At 71.5% G+C, this 16,622-nt stretch carries 14 protein-coding genes; 10 read left to right on the top strand and 4 right to left on the bottom strand.

The features are described 5' to 3' along the window. Nucleotides 1-12: 12 nt before the first annotated feature. Genes nuoE through nuoN form a run of 10 tightly spaced genes read left to right on the top strand, consistent with a single transcriptional unit; the run spans nucleotide 13 to nucleotide 13,171 of the window. On the top strand, nucleotides 13-870 hold the full coding sequence (gene nuoE, locus ACZ4QV_RS11040) for an NADH-quinone oxidoreductase subunit NuoE (protein ID WP_361584499.1): 858 nt from the start codon (nucleotides 13-15) through the stop codon (nucleotides 868-870). Continuing rightward, nucleotides 867-2,225 carry an NADH-quinone oxidoreductase subunit NuoF gene (gene nuoF / locus ACZ4QV_RS11035; RefSeq protein ID WP_361149041.1) on the top strand — a complete coding sequence of 453 codons (1,359 nt, stop codon included), beginning with the start codon at nucleotides 867-869 and terminating at the stop codon, nucleotides 2,223-2,225. The genes nuoE and nuoF overlap by 4 nt, the downstream gene beginning before the upstream one ends. Beyond that, complete coding sequence (locus tag ACZ4QV_RS11030) at nucleotides 2,222-4,822, top strand: NADH-quinone oxidoreductase subunit G (RefSeq protein WP_467762790.1); 2,601 nt, start codon at nucleotides 2,222-2,224, stop codon at nucleotides 4,820-4,822. Before nuoF ends, ACZ4QV_RS11030 begins: the two co-directional genes overlap by 4 nt. Beyond that, nucleotides 4,822-6,198: an NADH-quinone oxidoreductase subunit NuoH gene (gene nuoH / locus ACZ4QV_RS11025; RefSeq protein ID WP_467762789.1), complete on the top strand. Its 1,377-nt coding sequence runs from the start codon at nucleotides 4,822-4,824 to the stop codon at nucleotides 6,196-6,198. The genes ACZ4QV_RS11030 and nuoH overlap by 1 nt, the downstream gene beginning before the upstream one ends. Further along, on the top strand, nucleotides 6,191-6,838 hold the full coding sequence (gene nuoI / locus ACZ4QV_RS11020; protein ID WP_361149048.1) for an NADH-quinone oxidoreductase subunit NuoI: 648 nt from the start codon (nucleotides 6,191-6,193) through the stop codon (nucleotides 6,836-6,838). Before nuoH ends, nuoI begins: the two co-directional genes overlap by 8 nt. Then, nucleotides 6,835-7,647 (top strand): NADH-quinone oxidoreductase subunit J, encoded by an 813-nt coding sequence (locus ACZ4QV_RS11015; RefSeq protein WP_361615388.1) that lies wholly within the window; start codon nucleotides 6,835-6,837, stop codon nucleotides 7,645-7,647. Before nuoI ends, ACZ4QV_RS11015 begins: the two co-directional genes overlap by 4 nt. Beyond that, nucleotides 7,644-7,943, top strand: a complete 300-nt coding sequence (gene nuoK / locus ACZ4QV_RS11010) for an NADH-quinone oxidoreductase subunit NuoK (protein ID WP_003983361.1) — start codon at nucleotides 7,644-7,646, stop codon at nucleotides 7,941-7,943. The genes ACZ4QV_RS11015 and nuoK overlap by 4 nt, the downstream gene beginning before the upstream one ends. A 12-nt stretch (nucleotides 7,944-7,955) precedes the next feature. Then, entirely contained in the window at nucleotides 7,956-9,902 is a 1,947-nt protein-coding gene (gene nuoL / locus ACZ4QV_RS11005; protein ID WP_467762788.1) for an NADH-quinone oxidoreductase subunit L, read from the top strand. A gap of 3 nt (nucleotides 9,903-9,905) precedes the next feature. Further along, nucleotides 9,906-11,522: an NADH-quinone oxidoreductase subunit M gene (locus ACZ4QV_RS11000; RefSeq protein ID WP_361584226.1), complete on the top strand. Its 1,617-nt coding sequence runs from the start codon at nucleotides 9,906-9,908 to the stop codon at nucleotides 11,520-11,522. Then, nucleotides 11,519-13,171: an NADH-quinone oxidoreductase subunit NuoN gene (nuoN, locus tag ACZ4QV_RS10995; protein WP_361584229.1), complete on the top strand. Its 1,653-nt coding sequence runs from the start codon at nucleotides 11,519-11,521 to the stop codon at nucleotides 13,169-13,171. The genes ACZ4QV_RS11000 and nuoN overlap by 4 nt, the downstream gene beginning before the upstream one ends. A 181-nt stretch (nucleotides 13,172-13,352) precedes the next feature. Here the strand turns inward: nuoN and ACZ4QV_RS10990 are convergent, their stop codons facing one another. From ACZ4QV_RS10990 to fahA, 4 genes are all read right to left on the bottom strand, one after another. Next, nucleotides 13,353-13,694, bottom strand: a complete 342-nt coding sequence (locus tag ACZ4QV_RS10990; RefSeq protein ID WP_361149060.1) for a hypothetical protein — start codon at nucleotides 13,692-13,694, stop codon at nucleotides 13,353-13,355. Between the two features lie 226 nt (nucleotides 13,695-13,920). After that, on the bottom strand, nucleotides 13,921-14,481 hold the full coding sequence (locus ACZ4QV_RS10985; RefSeq protein ID WP_467762787.1) for a hypothetical protein: 561 nt from the start codon (nucleotides 14,479-14,481) through the stop codon (nucleotides 13,921-13,923). 137 nt (nucleotides 14,482-14,618) lie between these two features. Beyond that, entirely contained in the window at nucleotides 14,619-15,305 is a 687-nt protein-coding gene (locus ACZ4QV_RS10980) for a GOLPH3/VPS74 family protein (RefSeq protein WP_361584235.1), read from the bottom strand. Then, complete coding sequence (gene fahA / locus ACZ4QV_RS10975) at nucleotides 15,302-16,501, bottom strand: fumarylacetoacetase (RefSeq protein ID WP_361149067.1); 1,200 nt, start codon at nucleotides 16,499-16,501, stop codon at nucleotides 15,302-15,304. The genes ACZ4QV_RS10980 and fahA overlap by 4 nt, the downstream gene beginning before the upstream one ends. Nucleotides 16,502-16,622 lie beyond the last annotated feature (121 nt).

The raw sequence follows: 16,622 nt of genomic DNA, 5'->3' as shown, positions 1-16,622 counted from the left end.
GTCAGTTTGGGGATGCCGCAGCTCCCCGCCCCCGACTATCCCGCCGAGGTCAGGGCCCGGCTCGAAGCGGACGCCAAGGAGGTGATCGCCCGCTACCCCGGCGCGCGCTCCGCGCTGCTGCCGCTGCTGCACCTCGTCCAGGCGGAGGAAGGGCACGTCACCCGCACCGGCGTCCGCTTCTGCGCGGAGATGCTGGACCTGACGACGGCGGAGGTCACGGCGGTCTCCACCTTCTACTCCATGTACCGGCGCGGACCCGGCGGCGACTACCAGGTGGGGGTGTGCACCAACACCCTGTGCGCGGTGATGGGCGGCGACGCGATCTTCGAGGCGCTGCAGAAGCACCTGGGCGTCGGCAACGGCGGGACGACCGAGGACGGCAAGGTCACGCTGGAGCACATCGAGTGCAACGCGGCCTGCGACTTCGCGCCCGTGGTGATGGTCAACTGGGAGTTCTTCGACAACCAGACGCCGGACAGCGCCAAGCGGCTCGTGGACGACCTGCGGGAGGGCCGGGCCGTCGCGCCGACCCGGGGCGCGCCGCTGTGCACGTACAAGGAGACGGCCCGCATCCTCGCCGGGTTCCCGGATCAGCGCCCCGGCGCGGTCGAGGCCACCGGCGGCGCCGGGCCCGCCTCGCTGGTGGGGCTGCGGCTGGCCAAGGGCGAGGCCGTACCGGGCGCGGGCCCGGCCGCCGACCATGTCGTACCGCAGCGGGGCGCGGGCCCCGCCGAGGCCGAGGGTGAGCACGCCGGACGGGCACCGGGCGAAGCGCCGGCCACCCACCCCAGCTCGCACGACGCGCCGCGCGACACCTCGGCCTCCGACCCCTCGCACCCCGCTGGTCCGACCGCCGAGGAGGGGGAGTGATGACCATGGCCGCCGAGGTCAGCAAGGCCAACCCGGAGAAACTGCTCGCGCCCGTGCTGTCCGCCTTCTGGGACCAGCCCGGGTCCTGGACGCTGGACACCTACCTGCGGCACGAGGGCTACGAGGGCATGCGCAAGGCCCTCGCGATGCCGCCGGACGACGTGATCGCGTACGTCAAGGACGCCGGACTGCGCGGCCGCGGCGGCGCCGGCTTCCCCACCGGGATGAAGTGGCAGTTCATCCCGCAGGGCGACGGCAAGCCGCACTACCTCGTCGTCAACGCCGACGAGTCCGAGCCGGGCACCTGCAAGGACATCCCGCTGCTCTTCGCCAATCCGCACTCCTTGATCGAGGGCATCGTCATCGCGTGTCACGCGATCCGGTCGCACCACGCCTTCATCTACCTGCGCGGTGAAGTCGTGCCTGTCCTGCGGCGGTTGCACGAGGCCGTCCGGGAGGCGTACGCCGCGGGCTACCTCGGCCGCGACATCCTCGGCTCGGGCCTGGACCTGGACGTCGTCGTGCACGCGGGGGCGGGCGCGTACATCTGCGGCGAGGAGACCGCGCTGCTGGACTCCCTGGAGGGCCGTCGCGGACAGCCCCGGCTGCGTCCTCCCTTCCCGGCGGTGGCGGGCCTGTACGCCTGCCCCACTGTCGTGAACAACGTCGAGTCCATCGCGTCGGTTCCCGCCATCATGAACAAGGGCAAGGACTGGTTCAGGACCATGGGCAGCGAGAAGTCCCCGGGCTTCACGCTGTACTCGCTCAGCGGCCACGTCGCCAACCCCGGCCAGTACGAGGCACCGCTGGGGATCACCCTGCGCCAACTGCTCGACATGAGCGGCGGCATGCGGCCGGGCCACCGGCTGAAGTTCTGGACGCCCGGCGGCTCCTCCACCCCGATGTTCACCGACGAGCACCTCGACGTACCGCTCGACTACGAAGGCGTCGGCGCCGCGGGCTCGATGCTCGGCACCAAGGCACTCCAGTGCTTCGACGAGACCACCTGCGTCGTACGGGCCGTCACCCGCTGGACCGAGTTCTACGCGCACGAGTCCTGCGGCAAGTGCACCCCCTGCCGCGAAGGCACCTACTGGCTGGTCCAGTTGCTGCGCGACATCGAGGCGGGCAAGGGCCGCATGAGCGACCTCGACAAGCTCAACGACATCGCCGACCACATCAACGGCAAGTCCTTCTGCGCACTGGGCGACGGCGCCGCCTCACCGATCTTCTCCTCGCTGAAGTACTTCCGCCCGGAGTACGAGCAGCACATCACCGGCAAGGGCTGCCCCTTCGACCCCGCCAGGTCGACCGCCTGGGCCGACACCGACGCTCACCTGGGGGTGAACGCATGACCGTCACCAGTGACGCCCCCACCGGGGCCGGCGGGGCGGCCGTACCGCCCGACGACCTCGTCACGCTGACGATCGACGGCATCGAGACCTCCGTGCCCAAGGGGACGCTGGTCATCCGGGCCGCCGAACTCCTCGGCATCGAGATCCCGCGCTTCTGCGACCATCCGCTGCTGGACCCGGCCGGCGCCTGCCGCCAGTGCATCGTGGAGGTGGAGGGGCAGCGCAAGCCGATGGCCTCCTGCACCATCACCTGCACCGACGGCATGGTGGTCAAGTCGCAGCTCACCTCGCCCGTCGCCGAGAAGGCGCAGCGCGGCGTGATGGAACTGCTGCTGATCAACCACCCGCTGGACTGCCCGGTCTGCGACAAGGGCGGCGAGTGCCCACTGCAGAACCAGGCGATGTCCGCCGGACAGGCCGACACCCGGTTCGAGGGGAAGAAGCGCACCTTCGAGAAGCCGGTGCCGATCTCCAAGCAGGTGCTGCTGGACCGCGAGCGGTGCGTGCTGTGCGCGCGCTGCACCCGCTTCTCCAACCAGGTCGCGGGCGACCCGATGATCGAACTGATCGAGCGGGGCGCGCTCCAGCAGGTCGGTACGGGCGAAGGCGACCCGTTCCAGTCGTACTTCTCCGGCAACACCATCCAGATCTGCCCGGTCGGCGCGCTGACCTCGGCCGCTTACCGCTTCCGGTCGCGCCCCTTCGACCTGGTGTCCTCGCCGAGCGTCTGCGAACACTGCGCGGGCGGCTGCGCGACCCGCACGGACCACCGGCGCGGCAAGATCATGCGGCGGCTGGCCGCCGAGGACCCCGAGGTCAACGAGGAGTGGATCTGCGACAAGGGGCGCTTCGCCTTCCGGTACGCGCAGCAGCGCGACCGGCTGGAGCACCCGATGGTGCGGGACACCGCGACCGGCGAACTGGTCACGGCGAGCTGGCCGGAGGCGCTGGAGGCGGCGGCGCGCGGGCTGGGCGCCGCCAGGGGCCGCACCGGCGTGCTGACCGGCGGCCGGCTGACCGTCGAGGACGCGTACGCCTACGCCAAGTTCGCACGGATCGCGCTGGACACCAACGACATCGACTTCCGCGCCCGGGCGCACAGCGCCGAGGAGGCCGACTTCCTGGCGGCACGGGTCGCCGGACGCGGCCGTGACCTGGACGACGACGGGGCCGGGGTCACGTACGAGACCCTGGAGAAGGCACCGGCCGTCCTCCTCGCCGGTATCGAGGCGGAGGAGGAGGCGCCCGGCGTCTTCCTGCGGCTGCGCAAGGCCCACCGCAAGCGCGGCCAGCGCACCTTCGGGCTCGCGCCGTACGCGACGCGCGGCCTGGTCAAGGCGGGCGGCACGCTGCTGCCCGCCGCGCCCGGTACGGAGACGGAGTGGCTGGACGCGCTGGCCGGCCATGAGGCAGCAGGCGCGGAGCGCCTTCCCGTGGAGGGCGGGCGACGGGCGGGCGGACTGGAAGGCGCGGGGCAGACCGCGGCCGAGGCGCTGCGCGGCGCCGGTTCGGTGATCGTCGTCGGCGAGCGGCTGGCCGCGGTCCCGGGCGCGCTGACCGCGGCCGTACGGGCCGCCACCGCGACCGGCGCCCGGCTGGTGTGGATTCCCCGGCGGGCCGGGGAGCGCGGCGCCGTCGAGGCGGGCGCGCTGCCGGGACTGCTGCCCGGCGGCCGTCCTGCGACCGACCCGCGTGCCCGTGAGGAGGTCGCCGCCGCCTGGGGCGTCGCCGGGCTGCCGCAGCGGCACGGCCGGGACACCGGCCAGATCGTCGCCGCCGCGGCCGCCGGGGAACTGAGCGCCCTGCTGGTGGCGGGCGTCGACCCGGCGGACCTGCCGGGCCCGGCGCGGGCCCTGGAGGCGCTGGACGCGGTGGGCTTCCTGGTGAGCCTGGAGCAGCGCCCGTCGGCCGTGACGGAGCGGGCGGACGTCGTCCTGCCGGTCGCGGCGGCCGTCGAGAAGTCCGGCACCTTCCTCAACTGGGAAGGCCGGGCCCGGCTGTTCGAGGCCGCGCTCAAACCGGACCAGATGTCCCGGCGGCACCTGCTGCCGGACGCCCGGGTGCTGCACATGCTCGCCGACGCGATGGACGTCCACCTGGCGCTGCCCGACGTACGGGCGGTGCGGCGGGAGCTGACCGCGCTGGGGACGTGGGACGGAACGTACGCCGCCGATCCGCTGGAGACCGGGCGCGCGCTGCCGCGTCCGGAGCCCGGCGAGGCCGTACTGGCGGGCCACCGGCTGCTGCTCGACCAGGGGCGGATGCAGGAGGGCGACGAGGCGCTGGCCGGCACGCGGCACGCGGCCGTCGCCCGGATGTCGCCGGCCACCGCCGAGGAGACCGGCGTCAAGGACGGCGACCTGCTGGCGGTCACCGGGCCCGCCGGGTCCGTACGGCTGCCGCTGGCGGTCACACAGATGCCCGACCGGGTGGTGTGGCTGCCGCTGAACTCGGTGGGCGGCGGAGTGACGGCCGACACCGGGGCGCGGCCCGGGGAGTTGGTGAAGGTCGCGGCGGTGGCCGGGACCGGTGCGCCGTCCGGTGCGGCCGGTACGCCCGGTGCGGCGTCCGGCCCGGTCGAGGAGGTGGACGCGTGATGCGGGAACTGGCCCTGACCGGCCTTCCGCTGGCCCAGGAAGACCTGTCGATGTTCGGCCGCGACCCGTGGTGGCTGATCGTGGTCAAGGCGGTCTTCTGCTTCGCGTTCCTCATGCTGACCGTGCTCTTCTCGATCGTCTGGGAACGCAAGGTCGTCGCGTGGATGCAACTGCGCATCGGCCCCAACCGGCACGGCCCCTGGGGCATGCTCCAGTCCCTCGCGGACGGCATCAAGCTGATGCTCAAGGAGGACCTGGTCGTCAAGCGGGCCGACAAGGCGGTGTACGTGCTCGCGCCGATCGTGGCGGCCGTACCGGCCTTCATGGCCGTCGCGGTGATCCCCTTCGGCCCGGCCGGCAACGAGATCTCGATCTTCGGCCAGCGCACCACGATGCAGCTCACCGACCTGCCGATCGGCGTGCTGTACATCTTGGCCACCGCCTCCGTCGGCATCTACGGCATCGTGCTGGCGGGCTGGTCCTCCGGCTCGACGTACCCGCTGCTCGGCGGCCTGCGCTCGTGCGCGCAGATGATCTCGTACGAGATCGCGATGGGCATGTCCTTCGCGGCGGTCTTCCTCTACTCGGGGTCGATGTCGACCTCGACGATCGTGGAGTCGCAGCAGGACCGGTGGTACGTGCTGCTGCTGCCGGTCTCCTTCATCATCTACATCGTCGCCATGGTGGGCGAGACCAACCGGGCGCCGTTCGACATGCCGGAGTCCGAGGGCGACCTGGTCGGCGGCTTCAACACCGAGTACTCGTCGATCAAGTTCGCGATGTTCATGCTCGCCGAGTACATCAACATGGTGACCGTCTCGGCGGTCGCGGTGACCCTCTTCCTGGGCGGCTGGAAGGCCCCGTACCCGGTCAGCAGCTTCTGGGAAGGCGCCAACCACGGCTGGTGGCCGCTGCTCTGGTTCGTCATCAAGGTGCAGTTGCTGCTGTTCTTCTTCATCTGGCTGCGCGGCACGCTGCCCCGCGTGCGCTACGACCAGTTCATGAAGCTGGGGTGGAAGGTCCTCATCCCGGTCTCGATGGTCTGGCTGATGCTCGTCGCGACCGTACGGGCCCTGAAGAACGAGGGCTACGACTTCCAGCGGATCGTGATGTTCGTGGGCGGCGCGGCCATCGCCGTCCTGCTGGTCTCGCTCGTCGCCGACTTCTTCCGGCGGGGCGAGAAGGAGGAGCCGGCCGAGGAGCCGGCCTTCGACCCCATGGCGGGCGGCTTCCCCGTGCCGCCGCTGCCCGGACAGACGCTGCCGCCGGTGCCGAGGCGACGGCCGCGCCGGGACCGGGAGTTGATTGTCAGTGGCGGGGTGGACACTGTCAGTGACCGAATCGAGACGGGCGGAAAGGGGGGCGACGGTGCCTGACTTCCAGAACCCCGTGGCCGGCTTCGGCGTGACCTTCAAGGCCATGTTCAAGAAGCGGCTGACCGAGCAGTATCCGGAGGAGAAGAAACCGACGGCGCCGCGCTTCCACGGCCGCCACCAGCTCAACCGGCATCCCGACGGGCTGGAGAAGTGCGTCGGCTGCGAGCTGTGCGCCTGGGCCTGCCCGGCCGACGCGATCTACGTCGAGGGCGCCGACAACACCGACGAGGAGCGCTACAGCCCCGGCGAGCGCTACGGCCGCGTCTACCAGATCAACTACCTGCGCTGCATCCTGTGCGGCCTGTGCGTCGAGGCGTGTCCCACCCGGGCACTGACCATGACCAACGAGTACGAACTCGCCGACCGGTCCCGCGAATCGCTCATCTACACCAAGGAGGAGCTGCTCGCGGGGCTGGAGGAGACCATGGTCGACAGCCCGCACGCCATCTTCCCCGGGATGACGGAAAAGGACTACTACCGCGGCCTGGTGACCGAGGCCGCACCGGGGACGGTGCGGCAAGTCGCCGTCTCCAAGGGCGAGACGGCCGAAGGGGAGGGCGGCGCGGACACCGCGGCGCCCCAGGAGGCCGCGGCCACCTTCGGGCCTGACGAGCCGGCCGCCCGGGAGGTGACCCGGTGACCACGACCTCCCTGGCCGCAGCGGCCTCCACCGGTGAGGCGGTGCAGTTCTGGATCCTCGGCACGATCGCGGTGATCGGCGCGCTGTGCACGATCCTGATGCGGCGCGCCGTGCACAGCGCCCTGTCGCTCGCCGGCACCATGATCGTCCTGGCGGTGTTCTACCTCGCCAACGGCGCGTACTTCCTCGGCATCGTGCAGATCGTCGTCTACACCGGCGCGATCATGATGCTGTTCCTCTTCGTCGTCATGCTCGTCGGCGTCACGGCGGCCGACTCCCTCAAGGAGACACTCAAGGGCCAGCGCTGGCTGGCCGCCGCCTGTGGTCTCGGCTTCGGCATCCTGCTGATCGCCGGTATCGGCAACGCCTCGCTCCGGCACTTCAACGGCCTCGGCGAGGCCAACGCCGGGGGCAATGTGCAGGGCCTGGCGGCGCTGATCTTCACCAAGTACGTCTTCGCCTTCGAGGTCACCGGCGCGCTGCTGATCACGGCGGCGGTCGGCGCGATGGTGCTGACGCACCGCGAGCGTACGGAGCGCGCCAAGACGCAGCGCGAGCAGTCCGAGGCCCGGATCCGCGAGGGCAAGCAGATCCCGCCGCTGCCCGCCCCTGGCGTCTACGCCCGGCACAACGCCGTCGACGTCCCCGGCCTGCTCCCCGACGGCACGCCGTCCGAGCTGACCGTCAACCCGACGCTGCGCGGGCGCGGCCAGATCCGCGACGTCTCCGGTGCGGCGCTGGACGAGCTGAAGGCGCTGGAGCAGCGTTCCGAAGAGCGGCTGGGCCGCAGCGAGGAGGCGAAGCGGTGAACCCGGTCAACTACCTCTACCTCGCCGCCCTGTTGTTCACCATCGGCGCGGCCGGAGTGCTGATCAGGCGGAACGCCATCGTGGTGTTCATGTGCATCGAGCTGATGCTCAACGCCTGCAACCTCGCCTTCGTGGCCTTCTCGCGGATGCACGGAAACCTGGACGGGCAGATCATCGCGTTCTTCACCATGGTCGTCGCAGCGGCCGAGGTCGTGGTGGGCCTGGCGATCATCGTGTCCATCTTCCGCACCCGCCACACGGCCTCGGTCGACGACGCCAGCCTGATGAAGCTGTAAGGGGTCGTAAACGTGGAGAACTTGATCGCCCTGCTCGTCGCGGCCCCGCTGGCCGGCGCGGCCCTGCTGCTGTGCGGCGGCAGGAGACTGGACCGGGCCGGCCACTGGCTCGGCACGCTGCTCGCGCTGGCGTCCTTCGCCCTGGCCGTCCCCCTGTTCACGGAGCTGCTGGGCCGCGACGCCGAGCACCGCACCCTGCACCAGCACCTGTTCAGCTGGATTCCGGTGGGCGGCTTCCAGGCGGACGTGGCCTTCCAGCTCGACCAACTGTCCATGACGTTCGTCCTGCTGATCACCGGTGTCGGATCGCTGATCCACATCTACTCGATCGGCTACATGGAGCACGACGAGCGGCGCCGCCGCTTCTTCGGCTACCTGAACCTCTTCCTGGCGGCCATGCTGCTGCTCGTCCTTGCCGACAACTACCTCCTGCTGTACGTCGGCTGGGAGGGCGTGGGCCTGGCCTCGTACCTGCTCATCGGCTTCTGGCAGCACAAGCCCAGCGCGGCGACGGCGGCGAAGAAGGCGTTCCTCGTCAACCGCGTCGGAGACGTCGGCCTGTCCATCGCCATCATGCTGATGTTCACCACCTTCGGGACGTTCGCGTTCGGACCGGTGCTGGGTTCGGCGGGCGGGACGTCCGAGGGCAGGCTGACCGCCATCGGCGTGATGCTGCTGCTCGCCGCCTGCGGCAAGTCGGCACAGGTCCCGCTCCAGTCCTGGCTGGGCGACGCGATGGAGGGCCCGACCCCGGTCTCCGCCCTGATCCACGCGGCGACCATGGTGACCGCCGGCGTCTACCTGATCACCCGCTCCGGCGCGATCTTCAACGGGGCGCCGGACGCGCAGACCGCCGTCGTGGTGGTCGGCGCGGTGACGCTGCTGTTCGGCGCGATCGTCGGTTGTGCGAAGGACGACATCAAGAAGGCCCTGGCGGGTTCGACGATGTCGCAGATCGGCTACATGATCCTGGCCGCCGGGCTCGGCCCGATCGGCTACGCCTTCGCCATCATGCACCTGGTCACCCACGGCTTCTTCAAGGCGGGCCTCTTCCTCGGGGCCGGCTCGGTGATGCACGGGATGAACGACGAGGTGGACATGCGCCGCTACGGCGGCCTGCGGAAGTACATGCCGGTCACCTTCATCACCTTCGGCCTCGGCTATCTGGCGATCATCGGATTCCCCGGTCTGTCCGGGTTCTTCTCCAAGGACAAGATCATCGAGGCGGCGTTCGCCAAGGGCGGCACGGAAGGCTGGATCCTCGGCGGCGCGGCCCTGCTGGGCGCCGCGATCACCGCGTTCTACATGACACGGGTGATGCTGATGACGTTCTTCGGCGAGGAGCGCTGGCGCAAGGCGCCGACGCCGTCACCCGCCGAGCCGTCCGTGGAGCCCGCGGCCGAGACGAGGGGCGAGTACACCCCGCCGCACCCGCACGAGTCGCCCAGGTCCATGACGATCCCGATGATCCTGCTGGCCGTCGGCTCGGTCTTCGCGGGCGGACTGTTCAGTCTCAACGAGGCGTTCGTGACCTGGCTGGAGCCGGTCACGTCCTTCGACCACGGGCACCCGCCGCTCAGCGCTGGGGCGATCACCACGGCCACCGTCGTGGTGATGGTCCTCGGCGTCGGCCTGGCCTACCTCCAGTACGGGCGCAAGCCGGTGCCCGCCGTCGCGCCGCGCGGCTCGTTGCTGACCCGGGCGGCCCGCCGTGATCTGCTCCAGGACGACTTCAACCATGCCGTGCTGGTGCGCGGCGGCGGCGAGCTGACCCGCGCCCTGGTCCGGCTGGACCACTCCGTCGTGGACGGCGCGGTCAACGGCACGGCGGCGTCGATGGGCGGCCTCTCCGGCCGGCTGCGCCAGGTGCAGAACGGCTTCGCCCGCTCGTACGCGGTACAGATGTTGGGCGGTGCGGCCGTGCTGATCGCCGCGACCCTGCTGATGAGGGGTGTCTGAGCCATGTCGTTTCCCCTTCTGACGGCCACCGCGGCGGTCCCGGCGATCGGCGCGATCGCCACCGCCGCGGTGCCCGCCGCCCGGCGCGCCGCCGCCAAATGGCTGGCGCTGCTCTTCTCGCTGGTCACCCTGGGGCTGGCCGCGGTGGTCGCGGTCCGCTTCGACCCGGGGGCGAAGGGCCCGTTCCAGCTCACCGAGTCACACGCCTGGATCAGGGACTTCGGCGTCCGCTACGAACTGGGCGTGGACGGCATCGCGGTGGCGCTGATCGCGCTCACCGCGCTGCTGATCCCGTTCGTCATCCTGGCGGGCTGGCACGACGCCGATCCTCTGGAGGACACCAGCCCCAACCGGCGCTGGCGCCCCACCCAGGGCTTCTTCGCGCTGGTCCTCGCCGTCGAGGCGATGGTGGTCATCTCCTTCGAGGCCACCGACGTCTTCCTCTTCTACATCTTCTTCGAAGCCATGCTCATCCCGATGTACTTCCTCATCGGCGGCTTCGGGGACCGGGCCGGGGCGGACGGCGAGGAGCGCAGCGCCACGCTGCGTTCGCAGGCCGCCGTGAAGTTCCTGCTCTACAACCTGGCCGGCGGTCTGATCATGCTGGCCGCGGTGATCGGGCTGTACGCGGCCACCGCCGACCAGCTCGGCAGCGGCACGTTCTCGCTGACGGAGATCGTCCAGGCCCGGGCCGACGGCAAGCTGGAGCTGGGCACCGGCACGGAACGGCTGCTGTTCCTCGGCTTCTTCTTCGCCTTCGCGGTGAAGGCACCGCTGTGGCCGCTGCACACCTGGCTGCCCGGCGCGATGGGCGAGTCCACGGCGCCCGTGGCCGTACTGATCACCGCGGTGGTCGACAAGGTCGGCACCTTCGCGATGCTGCGCTTCTGCCTCCAGCTCTTCCCGGAGGCCAGCGGCTGGGCCACCCCGGTCGTGCTCGTCCTCGCGCTGATCAGCATTCTGTACGGCGCGCTGCTCGCGGTCGGCCAGCGGGACATCAAGCGGCTGATCGCGTACGCGTCCATCTCGCACTTCGGCTTCATCATCATGGGCATCTTCGCGATGACGAGCCAGGGCCAGGGCGGCGCGACGCTCTACATGGTCAACCACGGCATCTCGACGGCGGCGCTGATGCTGGTCGCCGGGTTCCTGATCTCGCGGCGCGGCTCCCGGCTGATCGCCGACTACGGCGGCGTGCAGAAGGTCGCCCCGGTGCTGGCCGGCACCTTCCTGGTCGGTGGACTGGCGACGCTGTCACTGCCGGGCCTGGCGCCGTTCGTCAGCGAATTCCTCGTGCTGGTCGGCACGTTCAGCCGCTACCCGGCGGTGGGGATCGTGGCCACCGTCGGCATCGTGCTCGCCGCGCTGTACGTCCTCGTCCTCTACCAGCGGACGATGACCGGCCCGGTGAAGGCGGAGGTGCGGACGATGCCCGACCTCAAGGCGCGGGAGCTGGCGGTCGTCGCCCCGCTGATCGCGCTGCTGCTGTTCCTAGGCGTCTACCCCAAGCCGCTGACGGACCTCGTCAACCCGGCGGTGGACCACACCCTGTCCGTCGTCGACCAGCACGATCCCCGCCCCGACGTAGCCGTGAAGGCAGATGCGGAGGCCGCGAAGTGAGTTCCGTGGCGAGCGTCCACAGCCTGTGGACCATTGCGGCCGAGGCGCCGGCCAGGATCCCGGCTCCGAAGATCGAGTATGCCCAGTTGGCCCCGGCGCTGATCGTGCTGGGTGCCGCGGTCGTCGGCGTCGTCCTGGAGGCGTTCCTGCCGCGGCGCAGCCGCTACCACGCCCAGCTGCTGCTGTCCGTGCTCGCGCTGGCCGCCGGCTTCGCGGCCGTCGTGGGACTGGCGGCGGGCGGCTTCGGCACCAGCAAGGCGAAGATCACGGCGATGGGCGCCATCGCCGTGGACGGACCGGCGCTCTTCCTCCAGGGCACGATCCTGCTGGTGGCGCTGGTCGCCACGTTCACCTTCGCCGAGCGGCGGCTCGATCCGGCCGCGCACGGCAAGAAGGTGGACTCCTTCGTGGCGCAGGCCGCCGCGGTGCCCGGCGGGGAAGCCGAACAGGCCGCGGTCAAGGCCGGGTTCACCACCACCGAGGTGTTCCCGATCGCGCTGTTCGCGGTCGGCGGGATGCTGGTCTTCCCCGCCGCCAACGACCTGCTGACCCTCTTCATCGCGCTGGAGGTCTTCTCCCTCCCGCTGTACATCCTGTGCGCACTGGCCCGCCGCCAGCGGCTGCTGTCGCAGGAAGCCGCGGTGAAGTACTTCCTGCTCGGCGCGTTCTCCTCGGCGTTCCTGCTGTTCGGCATCGCCCTGCTGTACGGGTACGCGGGCACGGTCACGTACTCCGGCATCGCCCAGGTCGTCAGCGACGGTGCCAAGCAGATCGACCCGGCGCTGGCCGACACTATGGGCAACGACGCGCTGCTGCTGATCGGCGCGGCGCTGGTGCTCATGGGCCTGCTCTTCAAGGTCGGCGCGGTGCCGTTCCACATGTGGACGCCGGACGTCTACCAGGGCGCGCCGACGCCGGTGACCGGGTTCATGGCGGCGGCCACCAAGGTCGCCGCGTTCGGCGCGCTGCTGCGGCTGCTGTACGTGGTCCTGCCGGGGCTGCGCTGGGACTGGCGGCCGGTGATGTGGGGCGTCGCGATCGTCACGATGCTGGGCGGCGCGATCGTCGCGATCACCCAGACCGACATCAAGCGGCTGCTGGCGTACAGCTCCATCGCGCATGCCGGATTCATCCTGGCCGGTGTCATCGCCACCAACAAGGACGGCATCTCGTCCGTCCTGTTCTACCTGGCGGCGTACTCCTTCGTGACGCTCGGCGCGTTCGCGGTGGTCACGCTCGTCCGGGACGCGGGCGGTGAGGCGACGCAACTGGCGAAGTGGGCGGGGCTGGGCCGGCGCTCGCCCCTGACGGCGGCGGTCTTCGCGGTCTTCCTGCTGGCTTTCGCCGGTATCCCGCTGACCTCCGGCTTCACCGGGAAGTTCGCGGTGTTCAAGGCGGCGGCGGAGAGCGGAGCGGGCTGGCTGGTCGTGGTCGGTGTCCTCTCGTCCGCCATCGCCGCGTTCTTCTACATCCGTGTCATCGTGCTGATGTTCTTCAACGAGCCGAAGGCGGACGGGCCGACCGTGGCGGTGCCCAGCCCGCTGACCATGACGGCCATCGCGGTCGGCGTCGTGGTCACGCTGGTGCTGGGCCTGGCGCCGCAGTACTTCCTCGATCTGGCGGGCCAGGCGGGGGTGTTCGTGCGCTGAGCGCGGCCGAGCCGGCCGGATGCACGGCGTACGGCCCACGGCCGCCGCCCGGTGCCCCTGCGGGGGTGCCGGGCGGCGGCCGTTGCGCCACTCGGGCGAAGGGGGCCGGCGCGGCCTGAAGCAGGTACGAGGAGGGCCGGCCGGAGTGCGAAAGGCGCAGGTCAGAAGGGGGAGGCTGGGCTCAGCGGGAGAACAGCACCGACCGGACCAGGACCTTCTTCGGGGCGGCCTTGCCGGGCGGGACGACGAAGAAGGTGTCGCTGCTGCAGTCGTCGTCGGCGAAGAGGGTCACGGTGGCGTTGGTCCGGTTGCGCGCGGCGTAGGCGAAGTCGGCACCGTCCGGCAGCTTGAGGGTGATGCACTGCTTGCCGGGCGGATTGAACAGGGCCGCACGCTGGTCGAGCTCGTTGCCGGTGTTGAAGCCGTAGGAGAAGACGCCGTCGGCGGCGTAGGCGGAGGTGGGGGTGGTCAGGGCGAGTACGGCCGCTCCGAAGGCGGCGGCGACGGAGGTGCGCAGGCGCATCTCGTGACTCCTCGTGGTTGTCGGTGTCGAGCAACTACTCGGAGTGAATATGGCTCAGCGTATGGCGTCTTTCCCGGCGCCGCCCCGGAAACACCCCTGGTGGCGTAGCGGGTCTGCGCCGTTCGCGGCGGCCCTCGGCCGTTCGCGCGGGCTCTGCGCCGTTCGTACGGCCTCTTCGCCGTTCGCCCCGGTCGGTCCCTGGAGCGGCCCGGTGCCTGATCGGCCGTCAGGAGCCGGACGGGCCCCCGGGCAGGCTCGGCATCTCCGGCAGCTTGAGCTTGCCCTCGGCCTTGGTGAAGTCGTCGGTGGGGCCGCCCTTCCAGCTCACCTTCAGCGTCTTGCCGTCGGCGCCCGGCTTGACGGTGCCCAGGGTGCGGGTGGTGTGGCCGCCCATGCACTTCAGGGCGATCACCGTGGTGCCCGCGGTCTCCACCTTGCCCTGGCAGGCCGAACCGGTGTCCGCGCCGAGCCCCAGGGAGGCGATGCCCCGGTAGATCACGAGGGTGAGGTGCGAGTCGCCGGTGGTGGCCGTCCAGGCGCCGTCGAGGCTGCCGGTGCCGCCGCCGTCGCGGCCGTCACCGGTGGAGCCGTCACCGGCCGGGCTGCCGGGGGTCCGCGACGGGGTGGCGGCCGGTGCCGTGCCCGTCCCGCCCGCCGCGTCACGCTGGTCGTCTCCGCTGCCGCTGCCGCTGCCGCTGCCGCTGCCGCTGCCGCTGCCGCCTCCGCAGCCGCTGAGCAGCAGTGCGGCCATGGCGGCCGTCCCGGCGATCTGTGCTGCCTTGCGCACGTACGTCTCCTCCGTTGTGGGGCAGGACACGTGAGGCTAGCAACGCGGTGTGCGGCCCGGCTCCGTGACGAGCGGGGTCACAGTGATCGCGGCAGCGTCGCTACGAAGTCGGCGCGCTGCCGTGACCTTCGGGTATCTCATCCGGCACCGCCGCCGCTGCCGGCGGCGGCCTGGTCCTGGAGGATCACGCCCGCCACCGCGCGGGCGATCCAGTCGTCGCGGACCAGCGCCTTCAGGCCGCGGCGTACGGCCCGCCGGTCCGGGCCCAGCTCCAGCTTGCGGTCCAGGGAGGTGGCGGACACCAGAGCGGCCAGCACCCGGTCGCGCGGGTCCGCGAAGCCGGTGGCCAGCGCGCCCTTGAAACGCGCGCGGGCCGGCCCGGCGAGGTCCACCGGTCCGGCCGCCAGACGCTCGTAACGGAACAGGCCGAGCGCGCGCCGGGACTCCCGGCGGACCGCGCCGCGCTGTTCCAGCCGCTGCCGGCACACCTCGTCGACGCCGCGCGCCGCGCTCCGCACCCAGCGCTTGACCTTGACCTCGCCGCCCTTGCCGGGGCCGGACAGCGTGGCCAGCGCCGCGTCCAGCACCAGATCACCGAAGGGCAGCGGACTGCCCACCAGGATCCGGCCGCCGCGGCCCTCGGTGACCCGCCCGGCCCGTGCCAGCTCCGCCAGGACGGCGCCGGCCAGGCCGTACCGCAGGTGGGACGGATCGTTCAGCGGCTTGCCCCGCGCCGGGTCCAGGGCGAGGAGCAGCAACTCCTCGGGCAGGGTGGGCCCGAGATCCGCGCCGCCCCACTCGCTCCCCGCCCCGTGCCCGGTCATGCCGTACGCGCCGGCCGGACACGTCCGGTGACCTCGCCCAGGCCGACCCGGGAGCCCTCGGGCCCCGGGGCCCAGGCGGTCAGCGTGACCTCGTCGCCGTCCTCCAGGAACGGGCCCTTGCCCTGGGTGAGTTCGAGGAGGCAGCCGAGCTGGTCCGGCTCCGGGCCGGAGACCGTGCCGGAGGCGTAGAGGTCGCCGGTGCGCAGCGAGGCGCCGTTGACCGTCATGTGGGTGAGCTGCTGGGCGGCGGTCCAGTACATGGCGGAGAAGGGCGGGCGGGCGACCGTCTCGCCGTTGATGTCGATCTGGATGCGCAGGTCGATGCCGCCCGGCTCGGCGTTCGAGTCGTCCAGGTAGGGGAGGACGGGGACGTCGCGGGCGGGCGGTGCCGTACGGGCGTGGTCCAGCGCGTCCAGCGGCGTGATCCACGCGGACACGGAGGTCGCGAAGGACTTGCCGAGGAAGGGCCCGAGCGGCACGTACTCCCATGCCTGGATGTCGCGCGCCGACCAGTCGTTGACCAGGCAGACGCCGAAGACGTGGTCGCGGAAGCCGGCCAGGCCGACCGGCTCGCCGAGCGTGGACGGCGTGCCGACGACGAAGCCGACCTCCGCCTCGATGTCCAGCCGCCGGGAGGGCCCGAAGGCGGGCGCCGCGTCGGCGGGCGCCTTGCGCTGGCCGCTGGGCCGTACGACGGGGGTGCCGGAGACGACGACCGTGCCGGCCCGGCCGTGGTAACCGATGGGCAGGTGCTTCCAATTGGGGGTGAGCGCCTCGGCGTTCGGCCGGAAGATCCGTCCGACGTTGGTGGCGTGGTGCTCGCTGGCGTAGAAGTCGACGTAGTCCGCGACCTCGAACGGCAGGTGCAGCGTCACCGCGTCCAGCGGGATCAGCAGCGACTCGGTGGTGGCGCGGTGCGCGGGGTCGGTGACGGCCGTGCGGACGGCCGCCCGTACGGCCTGCCAGATGTCGCGGCCCGCGGCGAGCAGCGGGTTCAGGGTCGGTGCGGCGAGCAGGTCGGCGTGCGGCGATCCGGAGGTGGCGGCCAGTGCGTCGAGGTCGAGTACGTGGTCGCCGAAGCGCACGCCGATGCGGCGCCGGGTCGGCTCGTCCGCCGTGCTGAAGACGCCGTAGGGGAGGGTGTGCGGCCCGAAGGGGTGGTCCTCGGGCAGGTCGAGCGGGTGGTGCTCGGACATGTACGGCTCCTCGCGTGGTCTCTCGCGTGCGTCGTCACCTGTGGCCGCGGACCCGGCCGGCGGGCCGGCGGGCTCATCGATCAGATTACGGCCCAACGGGCCGCGAGGGGATGCCCGGCCG

The sequence above is a fragment of the Streptomyces sp. NPDC026394 genome, assembly GCF_055567735.1.
The sequence above is the reverse complement of the archived record's forward strand: the minus strand, read 5'-3'. Positions and strand labels throughout refer to the sequence as shown.

What these genes read in the sequence shown, in the direction of transcription:
- nuoE (WP_361584499.1), top strand. Translation starts at nt 13, where the DNA reads ATGCCGCAGCTCCCCGCCCCCGACTATCCCGCCGAGGTCAGGGCCCGG.
- ACZ4QV_RS11030 (WP_467762790.1), top strand. Translation starts at nt 2,222, where the DNA reads ATGACCGTCACCAGTGACGCCCCCACCGGGGCCGGCGGGGCGGCCGTA.
- nuoH (WP_467762789.1), top strand. Translation starts at nt 4,822, where the DNA reads ATGCGGGAACTGGCCCTGACCGGCCTTCCGCTGGCCCAGGAAGACCTG.
- ACZ4QV_RS11000 (WP_361584226.1), top strand. Translation starts at nt 9,906, where the DNA reads ATGTCGTTTCCCCTTCTGACGGCCACCGCGGCGGTCCCGGCGATCGGC.
- ACZ4QV_RS10990 (WP_361149060.1), bottom strand. Translation starts at nt 13,694, where the DNA reads ATGCGCCTGCGCACCTCCGTCGCCGCCGCCTTCGGAGCGGCCGTACTC.
- ACZ4QV_RS10980 (WP_361584235.1), bottom strand. Translation starts at nt 15,305, where the DNA reads ATGACCGGGCACGGGGCGGGGAGCGAGTGGGGCGGCGCGGATCTCGGG.
- fahA (WP_361149067.1), bottom strand. Translation starts at nt 16,501, where the DNA reads ATGTCCGAGCACCACCCGCTCGACCTGCCCGAGGACCACCCCTTCGGG.